This is a genomic window from Streptomyces sp. NPDC002513, from assembly GCF_053595355.1.
The window spans coordinates 84,592-104,018 of record NZ_JBSFXK010000005.1 but is presented as its reverse complement, the minus strand read 5'-3'; the positions used below and the strand labels follow the sequence as shown (position 1 = coordinate 104,018).

The following is a 19,427-nucleotide window of genomic DNA, read 5'->3' as shown; positions in this document are numbered from 1 at the left end:
GGCGGATCCGCCGAGCGCGCCGCCACCCCGGATCAGGGCCCGGCGCTGTGCGTCAACCTGTCGGCGTGTGCTCCAGGAAGAGGTCCGCCCACACCTGCTTGCCACCGCTCACCGGGAGCGTCCCCCACGCCCCCGCCAGGGCCTCGACGAGCAGGATGCCGCGGCCACCCGTGGCCTCCCAGCCGATGCTCGTCGGCTTGACCGGCGTACGCGGCGAGGCGTCCGCGACCGCGACGCGCAGCCGGCGGTTGAGCAGGGTGAGGTCGAGGCGGACCGGGCCGTCGGTGTGCACGAGGGCGTTGGTGACCAGTTCGGAGGTGACGAGAAGCACGGTGTCGAGGTCCTCCTGCGCCACGCCCCAGGTACGCAGGGCGCGCCTGGTGAAGCGGCGGGCGTGCCGGACCGCCTCGGGCACGCGCCACACCGACCAGGTCTCGCGCAGCGGGCGCACCGCCATCCCGTCGTAGCGGATGAGGAGGAGGGCGACGTCATCGCTGCGGTTGGCCTCGGCGAGCAGCGCGTCCGCGACGAGCCCGAGGTGCCCGGGATCGGCGGCGGACAGTTCCCGGGCCAGCCGGGTGAGGCCGTTCTCGAGGCTGGTCTCGGCGGTCTCCACCAGCCCGTCCGTGGTGAGGGCGACGACCGCGCCGGGCTGCAGCCGTAGCGGGGTCATCGGGAAGTCCGCCTGGCTGACGACGCCGAGCGGCGGTCCGCCCTCCACCTCGATGATCTCCGTTCTGCCGTCCGGATGGCGCAGCACCGGCGGGATGTGTCCGGCGCGGACGCACCAGGCGGTGCCCTCCTCCATGTCGACGTCGATGTAGCAGCAGGTGGCGAAGAGGTCGGACTCCATATCCAGGAGAAGCCGGTTGGCGTGCGAGACGACGACGTCAGGGGGGTGGCCCTCGGCGGCGTACGCGCGCAGGGCCGTGCGCATCTGGCCCATCAGGGCGGCGGCTGAGGCGTTGTGGCCCTGTACGTCGCCGATGACGAGGGCGGCGTGGTTGTCGGGCAGCGGGATCACGTCGTACCAGTCGCCGCCGAGTTCCAGGCCCGCGGTGGGGGGCAGATAGCGGGCCACGGCGTCGGCGCCGGGCAGCCGGGGCAGGCGACGCGGAAGCAGGGCCCGCTGGAGCATGCCGATGAGTTCGTGTTCGGCGTCGAAGGCGTGGGCGCGCACGAGCGCCTGTCCGGCGAGGCCGGCGGCGGCGGTGAGCAGGGCGCGTTCGTCGGGGGTGAAGTCGTGCGGGCTGTCCCAGCCGATGAGGCAGGCGCCGGCCGTCTGTCCGCCCGCGGGCAGCGGCAGCACGACCAGGCCGCCGGGCCCCACGTCGGCGAGCGCGGGCTCCAGGTCCGTGCCGGCGGGCCAGATCGCCGCCCGGCCCTCCCGCAGCGCGGCGGCGAGGGTCGGCATGGCGCGTACGGGAGCGTCGGGCCACTCGGTGCGCCATTCGGTACGCCACAGTTCGGGCCAGGCCTCCGGTGCGGGCGGGTCGAGGACGGTGACGACGAGCCGGTCGGACTCCAGCTCGGCCAGGGCGATACGGTCCGCCCCCAGGGGTGTGCGCAGGGCGGCGACCACGGCTGCGCTGACGTCGCGGACGGTACCGGCCGTGGCGAGGGCCGCGGCGAGCCGTTGGATGCGGGTGACGTCGCTGACGGCCGGGCGCAGCTTCGAGGCCTCGGCCACCGCACCGACGAGCCGGGTCGGCCGGTCCCCCTCCCCGGGCAGCAGCCGCCCGCGCAGCCGCAGCCATTTCGGCTCGCCGGAGGGCTGGAGGATCCGGAACTCCAGTTCCCGGTCGCCGACGGACAGACGGTCGGGTTCGACGACGGACATCAGGCCCGGCACGTCCTCCGGCACGGTCCGGGCGAGCAGGGTATCGACCCTGCCGTCGAACTCGTCCGGATCGATGCCGAAGAGGTCCAGCATCTGGCCGTCGACCTCGACCCGGCCGCTGTCCAAGGCGAGGCTGAACGAGCTGCCGACCCGTCTGCCCGGACCGGCGGGGGCCGGCCCGGGGCCCGCGACGGCCTCGGCGACGAGTTGGAGGCACTCGCGGTCCTCGGCGTCGAAGCCGTCCGGATGATCGGTGACGGCGGCCAGGCAGCCACCGTCGCGCAGGGGCAGCACCCCCATCCAGAAGTCCGGGTCCGGCAGATGGCCCGCGTCGGCGCAGCGGCCGAGGTCCTCGGGGGCGAGCCACCGGGGCTCACCGCAGCGGTGGGCGTCCGCCAGGGGAGACCCCGCGGGAAGAGGGTGGACGTCGCGCAGCCCGTACAGGGCCCTCGGCACACCGACCGACTCGGTCAGCCGCAGCCCCTCACCGTCCTCGTGCGGGGCGTAGACGGCGGCGAGGGTCGCCCCCGTGAAGGCGAGGGCCTGTTCGAGGACCCGGCGCAGCCGCTCGCGCGGTTCGAGGTCCGCGGTGAGCGTCTTGAGGGCAAGTTCCGCACGCCGCGTTCTCGTTCTGCGTCCCGCAGCGCTCTCACTGCCCACACTGCAATTACAGCGCTTCCGCGACTTTGGCGCAGCCCCCTTGCGTGTGTCGGCGCAGCTCCTTGTGCGTGTCGTTATCACAGGGCGGCGGGAGGCGGGGCGCCGACGAGGGGTGACCGGTCCGGACACCGCCCCGGCCGGGGGGACTTCGCGGCCTCGAACGTCCGGGGGCGTGCTCGGCCGATGCCGAGCGGTCCGGCCCTCCCCCCGGAGGGCCGGACCGGCACACAGACATACTGAACTACCGAATCTGCGACCCAGTAACTCCGTTGCTTTACAGCTCCGTTGCTCTGCGGCTCAGTGACTCAGTGGCTCGTCAGCGAGGATCCGTCGGCCGCGCCGCCCGCCTGCTGACCGGACCCGCTCTGGTCGCCGGGGCTCGCGCTCTGCTGACCGGACCCGCTCTGGTCGCCCGAGCCCGCCGCGCCGCCCGCGGCGAGCGTGGCGCCGGTCGCCTTGAGCGCCGCGGTCACCGGCTGGAAGAAGGTCTCGCCGCCCGCGGTGCAGTCGCCGCTGCCGCCCGAGGTGAGGCCGACCGCGCTGCCGTCCTGGGTGAACAGGGAGCCGCCGCTGTCACCGGTCTCGGCGCAGACGTCGGTCTGGATGAGGCCGGTGACGGTGTCGACGCCGGCCGGGTCGGTCTCGCTCTGGAAGTTGACGGTGGCGTCGAGTCCGGTGACGGTTCCGTCGTGCAGACCGGTGGTGCTGCCCATCCGGAAGACCCGCTGGCCCACCACCGCGTCCGCGGCCTGGGTGATCTGGACCGTCTGCCCGTTGCCGGCGTTGACCTCGCTCGGGGCCTGGGTGTTGGGATCGTCGTACGTGACGAGCGAGAAGTCGCCGTTGCCGGGGAAGGTGGCCTGGTCGACGGTGGCGATCGGCCGGCCGTTCTGGGAGTCGGACCACTGCTTGGCCGCGACTCCGCAGTGACCGGCCGTCAGGAAGGCCGGGCTGCCGTCACTCGTGGTGACGTTGAAGCCGAGGGAACAGCGGACGCCGCCGCCGTTGGCCTGGGCGAAGATGGCGTCACCGCCCGACAGCAGCGTCTTGAACGTGCCGCCGGACTTCTTGAGGGTCGCCGTGCCCGTGCCGAGGCTCTTGACCGTCGACTCCAGCGTGTCCCACCGGGCGCCGGTGACCGTGCTGTCGGCGGTGACCCGGATCTTGTTGGTCCTGGGGTCCACGGTCCACGCGGTGCCGGGGATCGTGGCCTTCGCCTTGAGCGTCTTGGCGGCGGCCTGGAGCGCGACGGTGCTGTTGTGCACCTGGTTGGGGATCGCGCCGGCCTTTCTGATGGTGTTGACGACGTTGCTGTTGTCGCCGACCACGTTGATGACGATCTGCTGCTTGCCGGCGTCGTAGTACGAGCCCGCGAAGGCACCGCCGAGCTGAGCGGCGATCTGCGAGGCGAGGTCCGAGGCGTCGTTCGCCTTGAACGTCTTCGGAGCGGCGTTTGACGAATCCGTCTGGGACGCGTTGGCGTTGGGCAGAAGGAGGGCCGCTGCTCCGAGCGCCGCCACGCTTCCCGCCGCGATCACGGCCTTGCGCTTGGGTATGCGTTTGTGACTCAACTCTCGACCTCCTGGGGACGGGGGTGCGTTGCCGCCGTCCGGCAGCTGACTGGGGCGCCTGGATGCCTGTTGATACGTACGTGTCATGTGGGGCGTTCAGCCGCTCCTGCACCGACGGCAGGTTCCGCAAGCAACCGGCCGCACCAAGTTCCGTACACACACGTTCCGTTGCCGCTTGGTGACGTTCGGTTCAACACGGGGAGCCGAATCCCGGCTTCAGGGAATCTGCACATCGATTGCGCAACCGAGCCACCGTGCACGACGGATCTGCACACGTGCGCGCCGGGGCTCGCGCCATTGGACCAGGAGTGTCCCATTCGGCTTCCGGGCGGCAAGAGACCGAGCGTTCCGATGCGGCGCGGCATGTGAAGAAGTCGCCGACGCACCGTGCGCGCGCCTGCACGGATCACCGCGCCGGGACACCAAGTGCCCTGGTGAGGGCGCTGGTTGATTGGAAGAGCCGCGCTCCGACGTGCTTTGATCCGTTGCACCGCGGGGGCCGCCCCCATGGGGCCCGGCGACGGATCCCGGCACCTGCGGACGCGGCCGACCATCTGTCCCCAGAGGGGGGCCGCTCTCCCCTTGTGAATATCCATATGAAGGGAAGTTCCATCATGAACTCCACCCCCCAGGTTGAGACCGCCGAGATCTCGGACGCCGAGCTGGACGCCGTTTCGGGTGGCCTGCAGATCAACGCCGTTGGCACCGTCACCGGCGTGGTCGACAGCGTTGCCCCGGTTTCCGGCCTGGTCGGCACGGCCATCGGCACCGTCGAGGGTGTCACCGGCCTGAACGTCGCCCCGGTCACCGGCCTGGTCGCCGGCCTCTGATCGCAGCTTGTGCCGTTGAGTCCCGGAACCGTCTCCCGGTTCCGGGACTCTCGGATGCCGTAAATCGCTCCGAACAGGTGAGGGAAAGTTCCGTGCAGTTCCGCCAACAGGCCCTCGCCAAGCTGCAGTCGCCGGAGGAGCTGGACCTTCCGGTCCGCTTCGCCCGCCCCCAGGGCTGGCTCGTGCTCGGCGTGACGGTGGTCGCCATGGCCGCCGCGTCGGTGTGGGCCGTCACCGGCTCGGTGGCCTCCACGGTCAGCGCGTCGGCCATCCTCACGCACGGGGAGGGCAGTTATCTGCTGCAGAGCCCCGTCGCCGGACAGGTCATAGCGGTTCTCGCCAAGGAGGGCGAACAGCTCCCCGCGGACGCGCCCGTGGTGAAGGTGCGGACGAGCCAGGGCGACTCCGTGGTCCGTACGGTCGCCGCGGGTCGCGTCACCGCGCTGGGCGCCACCATCGGCCAGATCATCCAGACCGGGACGAACGTCGCCGCGGTGGAGAAGGTCGCGCACGCCTCCGACCCGCTGTACGCGACGGTGTACGTGCCCGCCGAGAACGCCGCCGCCGTTCCCGCGAACGCCTCCGTCGACCTCACCGTCCAGTCCGTGCCGACCCAGCAGTACGGAGTGCTGCGCGGTCATGTGAAGTCCGTGGACCGCATGCCCCAGTCGGCGCAGCAGATCGCCGCGTTCCTCGGCGACAGCCAGCTCGGTGAGCAGTTCACCAAGAAGGGCCGCCCGGTGGCCGTCCTGGTGCGGCTCGACACGTCCTCCGGCACGAAGAGCGGTTACCGGTGGTCGTCCGTGGACGGCCCCCCGTTCGCCCTCACCTCCATGACCCTGGCCTCCGGTTCGATCCGCCTGGCCGATCAGCGTCCCGTCGATTGGCTCCTGCCGTGACCGCTCCCTCGGACACCCTGCCCCCGGTACGGGGCAGACGCCGCTCCGTGCCGCCCAAGCGCCCCGCGCCCAAAGGCCGGACGAAGTCCGTCCGCACGCCCACCGTGCTGCAGATGGAGGCCGTGGAGTGCGGCGCCGCCTCCCTGGCCATGGTGCTCGGGCACTACGGCCGGCACATCCCGCTGGAGGAGCTGCGCATCGCCTGCGGTGTCTCCCGCGACGGCTCGCGCGCCAGCAACCTCCTGAAGGCGGCCCGCAGTTACGGCCTGACGGCCAAGGGCATGCAGATGGACACGGCCGCGCTCGCCGAGGTGCGGGCGCCGGCCATCCTGTTCTGGGAGTTCAACCACTACGTCGTCTACGACGGCATGGGGCGCCGCTTCGGCCGCCGGGGCGTGTACGTCAACGACCCCGGCAAGGGCCGCCGTTTCGTGCCGATGGAGGACTTCGACACCAGCTTCACCGGGGTCGCGCTGGTGATGGAGCCGGGCGAGGATTTCACCCGGGGCGGCCGCAGGCCGGGCATCCTGGGCGCCATGCCCGCCCGGCTGCGCGGCACCTCGGGCACGATGCCCGCCGCGATCCTCGCGAGCCTGCTCCTGGTGGCGGTGGGCGCCGCGATGCCCGCGCTCAGCCGGACCTACATCGACCTGTTCCTCATCGGCGGGCAGACCTCGCTGCTGGGCGTGCTGTTCACGTCGATGGCCGCGTGCGTGCTGCTCACGATCGTGCTGACCTGGTTGCAGCAGGCGAACCTGCTGCGCGGCCGGATCATCTCCTCCACGCTCTCCAGCGCCCGCTTCCTGCGCCATCTGCTGCGCCTGCCGGTGACGTTCTTCGCCCAGCGCAGCCCGGCCGACCTGGTGCAGCGCCTGCAGTCCAACGACGCGGTCGCCGAGACCCTGGCCCGCGACCTCGCGGCGGCGGGCGTGGACGCGGTCGTCGTCGTGCTCTACGCGGTGCTGCTGTACACGTACGACCCGCAGCTGACGTTCGTCGGCATCGGTGTGGCGCTGCTCAACGTGGTGGCGATGCGGGTGGTCGTACGGCTGCGGGCGACGCGCACCGCGAAACTGCGGGCGGACAGCGCCCGGCTCACCAACACCGCCTACACCGGGCTGCAGTTGATCGAGACGATGAAGGCGACCGGCGGCGAGGACGGCTACTTCCGCAAGTGGGCGGGGCAGCACGCCACCACGCTGGAGGAACAGCAGCGGCTCGGTGTGCCGGGCGCCTGGCTGGGTGTGGTCGCGCCGACGCTCGCCACGCTCAACAGCGCGCTGATCCTGTGGATCGGCGGACTGCGGGCGGTCGAGGGGCATATCTCGGTCGGTCTGCTGGTCGCCTTCCAGGCCCTGGTGACCCGGTTCACCGCGCCGATCACCCGGCTCAACGGGGTCGCGGGCCGTATCCAGGACTTCGCTGCGGACGTGGCCCGGCTGAAGGACGTGGAGAACTTCCAGGCCGACCCGCTCTACGGCCGCGCCAGTCACGGCGAGTCGACCCGCCGGCTGCACGGCCATGTCGAACTGGAGCAGATCACGTTCGGCTACAGCCCCCTGGACAAGCCGCTGCTGAACGGCTTCAGCCTGACCGTCGGCCCGGGTCAGCAGGTGGCGCTGGTCGGCGGTTCGGGCAGCGGGAAGTCGACGGTGTCCCGGCTGATCTCGGGCCTGTACGCCCCGTGGGAGGGCGAGATCCGCATCGACGGGCGGCGCCTGGAGGACATTCCGCGCGGCGCGCTCGCCGCCTCGGTGTCCTTCGTCGACCAGGACGTCTTCCTCTTCGAGGGCACGGTCCGCGACAACGTGGCGCTGTGGGATCCCTCGATCCCGGACGACGCGGTGGTCTCGGCGCTGAAGGACGCGGCCCTGTACGACGTGGTGATGCGCCGCCCGGGCGGCATCCGCAGCCGGGTCGAGCAGGACGGACGGAACTTCTCCGGGGGGCAGCGCCAACGCCTGGAGATCGCCCGGGCGCTGGTGCGCGACCCCAGCATCCTGGTCCTCGACGAGGTGACCAGCGCCCTGGACGCGGAGACCGAGCAGACCGTGATCGACAACCTGCGCAAGCGGGGCTGCGCCTGCGTGGTGATCGCGCACCGGCTCAGCACCGTGCGCGACAGCGACGAGATCGTGGTGCTCCAGCACGGCACGATCGTGGAACGCGGGCGGCACGACGCCCTGGTGGCGGCCGGCGGGGCGTATGCCGAGCTGGTCAGGGAGCGATGAGATGACGGCGGTTCACGAGGGCGACCTCGTTCTCGGGGCTCTGGGCGGGATGGGGTCCCCGGTCGACTGCTCCGGCCTGAGCCGGCTCGACCTGGAGGGTCCTCAGGTGCTGTGGCTGGTCGCGGCCGGCGCGCTGGACCTGTTCGCGGTGGACGCCGCCGCGCAGGGCCATTGGCACCACCTCGGCCGCCTCGAGGCGGGCTCGCTGCTGCTCGGCCCGGTCGCGGGACCCCAGCACACGCTGGTCGCCCGCCCGGTGCGGGACTGCGTGGTGCGCCGGATCCAGTTGCGCGAGCTGTACCAGCAGGTCGACACCCAGACCTGGTCGTACGACGCGTACGGCAACCCGCAGTACGTACCGCCGACGACGAGCCCACTGGAGTACGCGCTCGCCCTGGGCGTCGGCCGGGGCCTGTCGATCCTCTTCCAGGCGCCGATGGCGAGCGAACGGGCCGCCGAGATCACCGACGACGACGTGTTCTGGATGCAGGTGCCGCCGGGCAGCGTCCAGTACGGCTCCCTCTACGGGGCGGAGGCGGCGGCCGATCTGCTGATGGATCCCGCGGTCTGGCAGGGGATGGTCGACCAGCAGTACCGGCTCCTCGCCGCCCTCGACCGGTGGATCGAGCAGGTGGAGCGCGGCCACGAGAGCCGTACCGCGGCCGGCATCAAGGCGGGCGAGGCCGTCCGCGCCGAGGCCGACCGCACCCTGCTCGCCTCGATCGGCAGGCCGTCGGCCCGACGCACGACGGCGGCCGACGCCGACGCCACCTACGCGGCGTGCAGGCTGGTGGCGCGCGCGGCCGGGATCACGCTGGCCGACCCCGCGGGGAGCGGCACCGAGAGCGACCGCCTCGATCCGGTCGAGCGCATCGCCCTCGCCTCCCGGGTCCGCACCCGGGCCGTACGACTGGACGGTCGCTGGTGGCGCGACGACGTCGGGCCGCTGGTGGGCCACCGGGCGCTGTCGGGAGCGCCGGTCGCGCTGCTGTGGCGGCGCGGCGGCTACGTCGCCGTCCAGCCGTCGTCGGGCCGCGAGACCCCCGTCGAGAAGGCGAACGCGGCGGAGTTCGAGCAGCGAGCCGTGATGTTCTACCGTCCGCTGCCCGAGCAGCGGCTCGGCCCGCTGCGGCTGTTGCGCTTCAGCGTGCACGGCACCCGAGGCGATCTACTGGGCCTGCTGCTCAGCGGTCTGGTGACGGTCGCCATCGGCGCGCTGGTGCCCATCGCCACCGGCAAGGTGCTCGGCGAGTTCGTGCCGAAGGCACAGGAGGGGCTGATCGTCCAGGTCTGCCTCGCCCTGATGGTGACCGGCGTGGTGGCGGCGGCGTTCATGCTGCTGGAGAACCTGAGCATCCTGCGCCTGGAGGGGCGGATCGAGGCGACGCTCCAGCCGGCGATCTGGGACCGCCTGCTGAGGCTGCCGACGAAGTTCTTCGCGGAGCGCTCCACCGGTGAGCTGGCGAGCGCGGCGATGGGCATCAGCGCCATTCGCCGGCTGCTCGCCGGAGTCGGTCCGGTGGTCGCCCAGTCGGTGACGGTCGGTGTGATGAACCTGGGGCTGCTGCTGTGGTACAGCGTGCCCATGGCGCTGGCCGCGATCGCGATGCTCGTCGTCATCGCCGCCGTCTTCCTGGGGCTCGGGCTGTGGCAGGTGCGCTGGCAGCGGCGGCTGGTGCGGCTCGGCAACAAGCTGAACAACCAGGCGTTCCAGACTCTGCGCGGGCTGCCCAAGCTGCGGGTCGCGGCGGCCGAGAACTACGCCTATGCCGCCTGGGCCGGCGAGTTCGCGCGCAGCCGTGAACTCCAGCAGAAGGTGGGCCGGATCAAGAACCTCACCACGGTGCTGGGCTCGGTGTATCTGCCGCTGTGCTCGCTGCTGCTGTTCATCCTGCTCGCGGGCCCGGCCAGAGGCGCCCTGTCGGCCGCCGACTTCCTCACCTTCAACACCTCGGTGACCATGCTGCTGACCTCGGTCACCCAGCTCACCGGCGCGTTCGTCTCGGCGGTGGCGGCGCTGCCGCTGTTCGAGGAGATCAGGCCGGTCCTGGACACGATGCCGGAGGTGCGTACGGCGAGCACCCGGCCGGGCGTGCTGTCCGGCGCGATCGAGGCACGCCGGCTGTCGTTCCGCTACAGCGACGACGGCCCCCTGATCCTCGACGATGTGTCCTTCGAGGTGAAGCCGGGCGAGTTCGTGGCGATCGTGGGCCCGAGCGGCTCCGGGAAGTCGACGCTGCTGCGCCTGCTGATCGGCTTCGACAAGCCGGTCTCGGGCAGCGTCCTGTACGACGGCCAGGACCTCGCGGCGCTCGACCAGTCGGCGGTGCGCCGGCAGTGCGGGGTGGTGCTCCAGCACGCCCAGCCGTTCACCGGTTCGATCCTGGACGTCATCTGCGGCACCGAGCCGTACACGCCGGAGGAGGCGATGGCGGCGGCGGAGATGGCGGGGCTGGCCGAGGACATCAAGCGGATGCCGATGGGCCTGCACACCATCGTCCAGGGCAGCGGCGCGATCTCCGGCGGACAGCGCCAGCGGCTGATGATCGCGCAGGCGCTGATCCGCCGCCCGCGCATCCTGTTCTTCGACGAGGCGACGAGCGCGCTGGACAACGAGACCCAGCGCACGGTCATCGAGTCCACCCGTGCCCTGAACGCCACCCGGATCGTGATCGCCCACCGGCTGTCCACGGTGCTCGACGCGGACCGGGTCATCGTGATGGAGGACGGGAAGGTAGCCCAGCAGGGCCCGCCGGCGGAGCTGCTCGCGGACACCGGCGGGCGGCTGCACGAACTGGTGCGGCGTCAGATGGCGTGAGCGGTCAGACGTCGGTGCCGGGAACGGGCGCGCCCGAGGGGATCCCGGCCTGGACGTACCGCTCGTAGTACTCCTTCCAGGGGGCGGTGAGCCCGGCATGCGGGCCTTCGAAGCGCTCGCCGCGGGCCCGGGCGTCCAGGGCCGCGAGGCAGACCTCCCAGCCCGCGCCGTTGCGGGCCGCGGTGTTCCGCTCCCCGAGGACGTTGGTGAGGGTGAAGCGGGTCCGTCCGCCCGCCAACTCCTCCAGCTCGAAGCGCAGTTCGTCGCCACCCCAGGTGAAGGAGAGGTGCCGGGGCGCGTCGACAGCCAGGACCGTGCCCGTGGGCTCCGGCATATGGGGGTCCCCGCTGAAGTGGACGGTGCCGCCGGGGCGCAGCTCGAACTCGGCGCGGGAGGGGAACCACCGGACGAGTTCGTCAGGGTCGGTGACCAGCCGCCAGACATGGTCGGCCGGGTGGTCGTAGACCCGGCTGAAGCGGACGGCGGGGCGGCCGTCGTCGAGGGTGAGGTAGGTGCCGGTGAGATCGGCGGCCATGCTGATCAGTCCTTCGTGGGGGGTTCGTCGGGGTCGTCCGAGGTCTCGTCGAGGCGCCGTCCCAGCGCGTCGAGGCTGCTGTTCCACAGCCTGCGGTAGGGGGCGAGCCAGGCGTCGAGTGCGGCGATCGGGGCCGGGTCGAGCGCGTACACCCGGCGCTGCGCGTCCTGTCGTACGCGCACCAGGCCCGCGTCGCGCAGCACCTTCAGATGCTTCGACGTGCTCGGCTGGCTGAGACCGCACGCCTCGACGATCTCACCGACGGGCCGCGGCCGCTCCAGGAGCAGCGCGACGATGGCCCGTCGGTGGGGGTCCCCGAGAGCGGACCACAAGGAGGCATCGGACACAGCCTCAATATGCCCTGATGGTTATATTCCCGTCAAGGAATGAAAGAACGCGGACCTTGGACGCGCCGACCCCATCGAAACGTTGCCGTTTCGCGAGAAACGGTCTAGCGTTGCGATGCGTACGAAACAGTTTCGTTTATGAGGCTGTCCTCCGAACGACTTTCCCTGGAGTGGTTCCGCCATGTCCCAGACGGTGAAGAACGGCATCCCGACGGACGCCGTGGAGGCACCGCCCACGGCCGCGCCGAAGCGGTGGTGGATCCTCGCGGTCGTCGCGACCGCGCAGCTGATGGTGGTGCTGGACGCCACCATCGTGAACATCGCCCTCCCGTCCGCCCAGGCGGACCTGGGCTTCTCCGACGCCAACCGGCAGTGGATCGTCACCGCGTACGCGCTGGCGTTCGCGTCCCTGCTGCTGCTCGGCGGGCGGATCGCGGACCTGTTCGGCCGCAAGCCCGCGTTCCTCGTCGGGGTCGTCGGCTTCGCGGCGGCCTCCGCGCTCGGCGGCGCCGCCACCGGCTTCGGCATGCTGGTCACCGCCCGCGCCCTGCAGGGCGTCTTCGGCGCGCTGCTGGCACCGGCCGCGCTGTCGCTGCTCAACACCACGTTCACCGATGCCCGGGAGCGGGCGCGGGCCTTCAGCGTGTACGGCGCGATCGCGGGCGCGGGCGGCGCGGTCGGCCTGCTGCTGGGCGGGCTGCTGACCGACGCGCTCGACTGGCGCTGGACGCTCTATGTGAACGTGGCCATCGCCGTCGTCGCCTTCGCGGGCGGCTGGATCCTGCTCGGCAACCACCGGGACGCGGCGAACTCCAAGCTCGACGTGCCGGGCACGGTCCTGGTCGCCGGCGGTCTCTTCTCCCTCGTCTACGGCTTCTCGAACGCCGAGACCCACCACTGGGGTTCGCCGCAGACCTGGGGCTTCCTGGTCGCGGGCGGTCTGCTGCTCTCGGCCTTCTCCTGGTGGCAGACCCGGGCCGCGCACCCGCTGCTGCCGCTGCGCGTCCTGCTGGACCGCGACCGCGCGGCCTCCTATCTCGCGGTGCTGATCTCCGGCGCGGGCATGTTCGGCGTCTTCCTCTTCCTCACCTACTACCTCCAGCTGAACCTCGGTTTCAGCCCGACGAAGACCGGTGTGGCGTTCCTGCCGATGGTCGGGGCGCTGATGGTGACGGCGCAGCTCGGCACCACGGTGCTGCTGCCGCGGATCGGTCCGAGGACCGTGATCCCGCTCGGCTTCGCCGTCGCCACGGCCGGCATGGCCTGGCTCACCGGCATCGGGCTCGGCTCGCACTACCTGAGCGCGGTGCTGCCGCAGCTCGTCGTGATGGGCGTGGGTCTCGGCCTGGTGATGCCGCCTGCCATGCAGCTCGCCACCGGCGGGGTCGCGGCGGGGGACGCGGGGGTCGCCTCCGCGACGGTCAACGCGATGCAGCAGGTGGGCGGTTCCATCGGCACGGCGCTGCTGAACACTCTGGCCGCGAGCGCCGCGACCGACTATCTGGCCGGCAAGGACGCGACCAGCAAGTTGGTCCAGGCGCAGGCGACCATCGAGAGCTACACCACCGCCTTCGGCTGGTCGGCGGGCTTCTTCGCCGTGGGCGCGGTCATCGCGTTCCTGCTCTATCGCCGCGGCACCCGGCAGCCCGCCGCCGAGGGTGCCCCCGTCGTCCACATGTGATCAGGTCTCCGCAGCCGAGGGGCCGCCGCCCGCAGGGAGACGGCCCCTCCCCCCATTCCCGGCACCGGACGACGACAGCGGCGAGCCGTGCCTGCTGGACGATCTCGCCTTCCGGTACGGCGGGCCGGTGGGCGACGAGCACCCGGTTCCGGCCCCGGAGTCCCAGCCCGGACACTGGGGAACAAGTAACCCGCCAGTAGGTTCCGGGGCTCGTTTCTCCGCCGTTTCCCGTGACAGGACGCCTCGTAGGGCTGTCCGGGTGAATGCCCGGAGGGCTGACGACAAGGGGCGGGTGTGCGACAGCAGTGGTCGCCGAGGCTTGACTTCTGCCTGATGCTGAAGTTCTTCGAGATCGAGGCCCGGTTCCCGGAGTTCATCGAGGAGTTCCCGCCGCCCGCCGTGGAGTACGTCGCCGGTCTGGTGAAGGTGCCGGCTGCGGAGCTTACGAAGTACGACCTGGCGGGCGCGAAGCGTCACCGGAAGCAGATCCGCGAGGCCCTGGGGTTCCGGCCGGCGACGCTGGAGGACGAGGAACAGCTCACCGCGTGGCTGGCCATGGAGGTGGGCCCGGTCGAGTTGGTGGTGGACCGGCAGCGGGAGGCCCTGCTGGTCGAGTGCCGGGCGCGGAGTATCGAGCCGCCGGGCCGGACCCGGATTGAGAAGGTGCTGGTCGCGGCCCGCAACCGGTGGGAGCGGGCGTTCTGCGCGCGGGCCATCGAGCGTCTGAGTGAGGTCGGGGTGGCCCGGCTGCTGGCGCTGCTCAAGCGTGACCCGGGTGCGGTCGGCCTGGACTCCCTGCTGACCGAGGTCAACAAGCTGAACGACGTGCGCAGACTCGGGCTGCCCGAGGGGCTGTTGGCGGACTGCTCGGAGAAGCTGGTGGCCGCGTGGCGGGCGCGGGCGATCAAGATGTACCCCAGCCGGGCAGGAGGAGGGGCGATGAGCGTCACCGAGGACGCCGCCGCGGCCTTGGAGACCGCGATGGACCGGCTCCTGGCCGACGAGCCGATCCGGAGCGACGGCAGCCTCACCGTCGCATCCCTCGCCCGGGAAGCCGGGGGTGAGCCGCGCAACCGCCTACCGGGCCGGCGAGGTCGTCGAACGGTTCCGGCAGAAGGTCGAGGAGCGGACCAGCGGTCCGGATGTCCCAGCAACGTTGCGCGAGCGGATCCGCGAGCTGCAGGGAGAACTGCGCGAAGCCAAGCGGGCTCGCCACGAGGAGATCCAGAGCCTTCGCCGGTCGGTGGACATCCTTGCTCAGCAGGTCCAGGCGCTGGCCCTCGACAACCATGTCCTGCGCGAGACACTTTCACGGAGCGGAGTCGTGACCGCCATCGCGCGTCAGCATTCCAGTGAGCCTTAGTCCCAGTCCTGCAGCTGCTGGAGCAGGTCGGCGTCGCCCTCCATCCGCAGCGAGCCGGCCGGGATGCGCATGTACATGAGCAGGGCCATCTCGCTCGCCGTGCCGTAGATGGCGGCGGTGGGCTTGCTCTCGGCGGCCTCCGCCGCGGTGAGGCGGGTGAAGCGGGAACCGGCGGCGTCCACCGTCTGGCGCCAGGAGCCAGCCTCGGCTGCGTGGTAGTCCATGGTGGCGGGCTCGCCCGGCCACGGGACCGTGACGGTGCAGACGGTGGCGAGGAACTCCTCGATGGCGTCGACCGCCTCGGTCGTCGGCAGCTCCTGCGGGGTACCGGAGGCCAGCTGGGCGTCGTAGGTGTGGATCAGCGACTCCGGGACGCGGCGGCGGGCCACGGCGGCCACCGTGTGCGGCGAGGCCAGCGGCTCCCACCAGGCCCAGCAGCCCCGGTCCGGGCCGGCCTCACGCAGAGCAGTAAGCAGCTGCTCCGTCGAGTCGGCCAGCCAGGTTATGAGGGCCTCGCGCTCCCTGGGCGCCGCCAGCCCGTCCTTGCTCGGCCGCTCGTCGCCCGGCGCGGTGTTCAGCACGATGTAGCCCCAGAAGCGGTCCCCCTCACTGAGGTGGTTCGCCAGGTCGTACAGCGTCCAGCCCGGGCAGGACGGGACGTCGGCGTCGAGGCTGGGGGCCGCGGCGACGGCGGCGCGGAACGCAGCGGACCGCTCGTCAATCATCCGCAGCAGGGTGGGGAAGTAGAGATGCTCAGTCACGCAGACCTTGTATCACCCGGACCGGGACTCCCGCACTCGATTAAGACCGATCGGCAAAGCTCGTGAGGTTGCTCGATCGAGTGAGTTCGCCGGTTGACCGATCGCAACGATCTGCGCTGGTGAGACAGGCGTCTGCCCGGATAGCCGTGTCGAGGACGACCACGGACGGGTCCGCGAGCGCGGCCGCCGCCCACTCCTGCAGTCCGGCGACCTCCCGTCGCCTCCCGCTCCGCTTCCGCCGCTTCCTGGGCACGCCGGGCAGCTTCGGCCCGCTCCCGCGCGTCGCGTTACATCGACACGTCCACTATGGAGGGAGGGCCATGTTCGGCATGCTCAGCGTGCTCGCTGAGCTCCAGCGCGAGCTGATCGTGGCGAACACCAACGACGGGCTCGCCTGCGCGCGGGCCCGCGGCCGGGTCGTCGGGAGCCGGCCCAAGCTCACCGAGGACCGGGCCACGCTCGCCCAACGGCTCTACGACGAGCGGGAGAAGACCGTCCAGCAGATCGCCGACATGTTCGGCGTCCGGCGGTCCACGGTGTACGGGCACCTCGACAAGGCCATGACCGTGCCTCGCCAGCCGAAGAAAACCGCGGTCACGAGGCCCTGAAAGCACTACCGGCTGGTTACTTGTTCCCTGGTGTCCGGGCTAGGACTCCGGGGCCGTTCCGCCCGGGACGCTACTCGCCCGCGTACACCTTCTCCAGAGCCGCGATGTCCAGTTTGGACATCGTCATCATCACCTGGGTGGTGCGGGCCGCCTTCGCCGCGTCCGGGTCGCTGATCAGCTCGATCAGCCGGGCCGGTACGACCTGCCAGGACAGGCCGTACCGGTCCTTGAGCCAGCCGCACGGGCCGGCCTCGCCGCCGCCCTCGGTGAGCTGGCTCCAGTAGTGGTCCACCTCCTCCTGGTCGTCGCAGAGGATCTGGAAGGACACGGCCTCGCTGAAGGTGAACTGCGGGCCGCCGTTCAGGGCGACGAACTTCTGGCCATTGGCCTCGAACTCGACGACCATGACGGAGCCGGCCGGACCGGGGCCGGCGTCGGTGGTGCGGCCTACGCGGCCGAGCCGGGAGTTCTTGAAGACGGACACATAGAATTCGGCCGCTTCCTCGGCCTGGCCGTCGAACCACAGACACGTGGTGAATCCGTCGGTGGGCATGGGTACCTCCTCGGATGGGATGTCCTCACCCCGGTAGACCGATCCTCGGCCTCCCACTCATCGGTGGCGAGCGGGTCACTTTCCCGGCCGCCTCATCGGGGTGCGGTCCCCCGGCGGCCGGGCTACGATCCGCCGCTGTGACCGTCTCCCAGAACGCAGCGTCCCTGAAGCCGTTCCGCATCGACTTCCCGCAGAGCGACCTCGACGACCTGCACGACCGCCTCGACCGCACCCGCTGGCCCGACGCACTGCCGGACGTGGGCTGGGCGTACGGGGTTCCCCGCGACTATCTGCGCGAACTCGTACGGTACTGGCGCCACGACTACGACTGGCGTGCCGCCGAGGCGCGGTTGAACAAGTGGCCGCAGTTCACCACCACGATCGACCGGGCGAACGTTCACTTCGCCCACATCCGCTCCCCCGAGCCGGATGCCACCCCGCTGGTCATCACCCACGGATGGCCGGGATCCATCGTCGAGTTCCTCGACGTGGTGGGACCGCTGACCGACCCGGCCGCGCACGGCGGCGACCCGGCCGACGCGTTCCACGTCGTGGTACCGAGCATTCCCGGATTCGGACTCTCCGGGCCCGCCCGGGACCAGGGCTGGGAGGCGGGCCGGGTCGCCGACGCCTGGGCCGAGCTGATGCGACGGCTCGGATACGAGCGGTTCGGCGCGCAGGGCGGCGACTGGGGCTCGGTGATCTCCCGTGAGCTGGGCCGCGCCCACCCCGACCGGGTGATCGGCGTCCACCTCAATCTGCTGCCGGGAGCGCAGCAGCTCACCGAGCCGACCGACGAGGAACTCGCCGCGCTCGACGCCGGGGAGCGGGAGCGCACCCTCACCTCCTGGCGACGCTGGGACGCGTGGCAGCGCGAGGGCGCGGGGTACGCGGCCCTGCAGTCGACCCGCCCGGAGACCCTCGCCTACGCGCTCACGGACTCTCCGGTCGGCCAACTGGCCTGGATCGTGGAGAAGTTCCGCGAGTGGACGGACTCCGAGGAACTGCCGGAGGAGGCCGTCGACCGGGACCTGCTGCTCACCAACGTGATGCTGTACTGGCTGACCGGGACCGCCGGTTCGTCCGCCCGGATCTACTACGAGCGGGCCCACGCCTCGGGCCGGGCGGCCGCCCCCGCCGAGCCGTCGGAGGCGCCCACCGGGCTCGCCGTGTTCCCGGCCGAGAACCAGGTCCCGCTGCGGCACCGGGCGGAGCGGACCGAGAACATCGTGCGCTGGACGGAGTTCGACCGGGGCGGCCACTTCGCGGCGATGGAGGAGCCGGACCTGCTGGTGGACGACGTCCGGGCCTTCTTCCGGCAGTTGCGCGAGCAGGGCTGAGCCCGTTTCTCTGCCCGCGGCGAATCTGCCGCGGGCAGAGAAACGGTATCCGTCCGTCGCCGGGGGCCGACAGTGGAGTCGACGGCATCCGTGCCACGACAAGGAGACCCGATGACTCCACTTTCCACGCTCTCCCCCCGGGCGGAGGAGGGCGACACCCCGCCCAGCCGGTTCGACGACCACCTCGCCGCACAACTGCTCGCCCAGCGCATCGTCTTCCTGGGCACACAGGTCGACGAGGTGTCCGCCAACCGGGTGTGCGCGCAGTTGCTCCTGCTGTCGGCGGAGGACCCGCGCACCGACATCGGCCTGTACATCAACAGCCCCGGCGGGTCCGTCACCGCCGGGCTCGCCATCCACGACACCATGCGGCTCATCCCCAACGACGTGTCGACGCTGGCGATGGGCTTCGCGGCCAGCATGGGCCAGTTCCTGCTCACCGTGGGGACGCGCGGCAAGCGGTATGCCCTGCCGAACGCGCGGATCATGATGCACCAGCCGTCGGCGGGCATCGGCGGCACCACGGCGGACATCGAGATCCAGGCGGAGAACCTGGAGTTCACCAAGAAGGCCATCGAGCGGATCACCGCCGAGCACACCGGGCAGAGCGAGCAGACCATCGCGCGGGACGGCGACCGCGACCGCTGGTTCACGGCCGAGCAGGCCCGGCAGTACGGGATGGTGGACCGGGTCGTGGAGTCGCTCGCCGACGTCCGCCCGGCCTCCGCCACCCGCCGACGGATGGGGCTGTGACATGGGGTCGTACACGGTTCCCTACGTCGTGGAGCGGACCGCGCAGGGCGAGCGGTCCTACGACGTCTTCAGCCGGCTGCTCGCGGAGCGGATCGTCTTCCTCGGCACCGAGATCGACGACGGCGTCGCCAACGTCGTCATCGCGCAGCTCCTCCATCTGGAGTCCGCGAACCCGGAGCACGAGATCTCCGTCTACATCAACTCACCGGGCGGATCGTTCACCTCACTGATGGCGATCTACGACACGATGACGTTCGTGCGGGCCCCCGTCTCGACCTTCTGCGTCGGGCAGGCGGCCTCGACGGCGGCGGTGCTGCTGGCCGGCGGCGACCCCGGCCGGCGGTTCGTGCTCCGGCACGCCCGGGTGCTGCTCGGCCAGCCCGCGACCGGCGGAGAGCGGGGAACGGTCGCGGACCTGAGCCTCAAGGCCAAGGAAATGGTGCGCATCCGCTCCCAGGTGGAGGAGGTCCTCGCCCGGCACACGCACCACGAGGTGGCGACCCTGCGCGCCGACATGGACCGGGACAAGGTCTTCACCGCGGAGGAGGCCGTCGCCTACGGGCTCGCCGACGAAGTGCTCAGCCGGCGGGGCGCGTTCGGGTGACCCGGGCGGGCCGGGAGCCGGACGTCCGCGAGA

The 19,427-nt window shown here is 71.4% G+C and carries 16 protein-coding genes; 10 read left to right on the top strand and 6 right to left on the bottom strand.

Annotated elements, in window-relative coordinates; all coding sequences use genetic code 11:
* Window positions 1-52 precede the first annotated feature (52 nt).
* Window positions 53-2,500 (bottom strand): SpoIIE family protein phosphatase, encoded by a 2,448-nt coding sequence (locus ACWD5Q_RS05690; protein ID WP_451425738.1) that lies wholly within the window; start codon window positions 2,498-2,500, stop codon window positions 53-55.
* A 305-nt stretch (window positions 2,501-2,805) separates the two neighbouring features.
* Window positions 2,806-4,071 carry a S1 family peptidase gene (locus ACWD5Q_RS05685; protein ID WP_451425737.1) on the bottom strand — a complete coding sequence of 422 codons (1,266 nt, stop codon included), beginning with the start codon at window positions 4,069-4,071 and terminating at the stop codon, window positions 2,806-2,808.
* 614 nt (window positions 4,072-4,685) lie between these two features.
* On the opposite strand from ACWD5Q_RS05685, the gene ACWD5Q_RS05680 reads away from it, so the two are divergent.
* The 4 genes from ACWD5Q_RS05680 to ACWD5Q_RS05665 all read left to right on the top strand — a co-directional run bounded on the left by ACWD5Q_RS05680 (window position 4,686) and on the right by ACWD5Q_RS05665 (window position 10,849).
* Window positions 4,686-4,901, top strand: coding sequence for a type A2 lantipeptide (locus ACWD5Q_RS05680; protein ID WP_451425736.1), 216 nt, complete (start codon window positions 4,686-4,688; stop codon window positions 4,899-4,901).
* A gap of 92 nt (window positions 4,902-4,993) precedes the next feature.
* On the top strand, window positions 4,994-5,800 hold the full coding sequence (locus ACWD5Q_RS05675) for an HlyD family efflux transporter periplasmic adaptor subunit (RefSeq protein ID WP_451425735.1): 807 nt from the start codon (window positions 4,994-4,996) through the stop codon (window positions 5,798-5,800).
* Window positions 5,797-8,031: an NHLP family bacteriocin export ABC transporter peptidase/permease/ATPase subunit gene (locus tag ACWD5Q_RS05670; RefSeq protein WP_451425734.1), complete on the top strand. Its 2,235-nt coding sequence runs from the start codon at window positions 5,797-5,799 to the stop codon at window positions 8,029-8,031. The genes ACWD5Q_RS05675 and ACWD5Q_RS05670 overlap by 4 nt, the downstream gene beginning before the upstream one ends.
* A 1-nt stretch (window position 8,032) precedes the next feature.
* A complete protein-coding gene (locus ACWD5Q_RS05665) occupies window positions 8,033-10,849 on the top strand; it encodes an NHLP bacteriocin export ABC transporter permease/ATPase subunit (protein ID WP_451425733.1) in 2,817 nt (938 codons plus the stop codon).
* 4 nt (window positions 10,850-10,853) lie between these two features.
* Here ACWD5Q_RS05665 and ACWD5Q_RS05660 read toward each other — a convergent pair whose 3' ends face one another.
* Complete coding sequence (locus tag ACWD5Q_RS05660) at window positions 10,854-11,384, bottom strand: SRPBCC family protein (RefSeq protein WP_451425732.1); 531 nt, start codon at window positions 11,382-11,384, stop codon at window positions 10,854-10,856.
* A 5-nt stretch (window positions 11,385-11,389) separates the two neighbouring features.
* A complete protein-coding gene (locus tag ACWD5Q_RS05655) occupies window positions 11,390-11,731 on the bottom strand; it encodes an ArsR/SmtB family transcription factor (protein ID WP_451425731.1) in 342 nt (113 codons plus the stop codon).
* A 181-nt stretch (window positions 11,732-11,912) separates the two neighbouring features.
* Here ACWD5Q_RS05655 and ACWD5Q_RS05650 point away from each other — a divergent pair, with 181 nt between their 5' ends.
* Complete coding sequence (locus tag ACWD5Q_RS05650) at window positions 11,913-13,412, top strand: MFS transporter (RefSeq protein WP_451425730.1); 1,500 nt, start codon at window positions 11,913-11,915, stop codon at window positions 13,410-13,412.
* Window positions 13,413-13,706: 294 nt separating this feature from the next.
* The gene (locus ACWD5Q_RS05645; RefSeq protein ID WP_451425729.1) at window positions 13,707-14,768 is read left to right on the top strand and encodes a DUF4158 domain-containing protein; all 1,062 of its coding nucleotides are present in this window, start codon (window positions 13,707-13,709) and stop codon (window positions 14,766-14,768) included.
* A gap of 3 nt (window positions 14,769-14,771) precedes the next feature.
* Here ACWD5Q_RS05645 and ACWD5Q_RS05640 read toward each other — a convergent pair whose 3' ends face one another.
* Window positions 14,772-15,536, bottom strand: a complete 765-nt coding sequence (locus ACWD5Q_RS05640; protein WP_451425728.1) for a maleylpyruvate isomerase family mycothiol-dependent enzyme — start codon at window positions 15,534-15,536, stop codon at window positions 14,772-14,774.
* A 320-nt stretch (window positions 15,537-15,856) separates the two neighbouring features.
* Between ACWD5Q_RS05640 and ACWD5Q_RS05635 the strand changes: the two genes are divergently transcribed.
* Window positions 15,857-16,144: a helix-turn-helix domain-containing protein gene (locus ACWD5Q_RS05635; RefSeq protein WP_451425727.1), complete on the top strand. Its 288-nt coding sequence runs from the start codon at window positions 15,857-15,859 to the stop codon at window positions 16,142-16,144.
* A 70-nt stretch (window positions 16,145-16,214) separates the two neighbouring features.
* Here ACWD5Q_RS05635 and ACWD5Q_RS05630 read toward each other — a convergent pair whose 3' ends face one another.
* Window positions 16,215-16,697 carry a VOC family protein gene (locus tag ACWD5Q_RS05630; protein ID WP_451425726.1) on the bottom strand — a complete coding sequence of 161 codons (483 nt, stop codon included), beginning with the start codon at window positions 16,695-16,697 and terminating at the stop codon, window positions 16,215-16,217.
* Between the two features lie 137 nt (window positions 16,698-16,834).
* Between ACWD5Q_RS05630 and ACWD5Q_RS05625 the strand changes: the two genes are divergently transcribed.
* The 3 genes from ACWD5Q_RS05625 to ACWD5Q_RS05615 all read left to right on the top strand — a co-directional run bounded on the left by ACWD5Q_RS05625 (window position 16,835) and on the right by ACWD5Q_RS05615 (window position 19,394).
* Window positions 16,835-18,037 carry an epoxide hydrolase family protein gene (locus ACWD5Q_RS05625; protein ID WP_451425725.1) on the top strand — a complete coding sequence of 401 codons (1,203 nt, stop codon included), beginning with the start codon at window positions 16,835-16,837 and terminating at the stop codon, window positions 18,035-18,037.
* 111 nt (window positions 18,038-18,148) lie between these two features.
* A complete protein-coding gene (locus ACWD5Q_RS05620; RefSeq protein WP_451425724.1) occupies window positions 18,149-18,790 on the top strand; it encodes an ATP-dependent Clp protease proteolytic subunit in 642 nt (213 codons plus the stop codon).
* A 1-nt stretch (window position 18,791) separates the two neighbouring features.
* The gene (locus tag ACWD5Q_RS05615) at window positions 18,792-19,394 is read left to right on the top strand and encodes a ClpP family protease (RefSeq protein WP_451425723.1); all 603 of its coding nucleotides are present in this window, start codon (window positions 18,792-18,794) and stop codon (window positions 19,392-19,394) included.
* Window positions 19,395-19,427 lie beyond the last annotated feature (33 nt).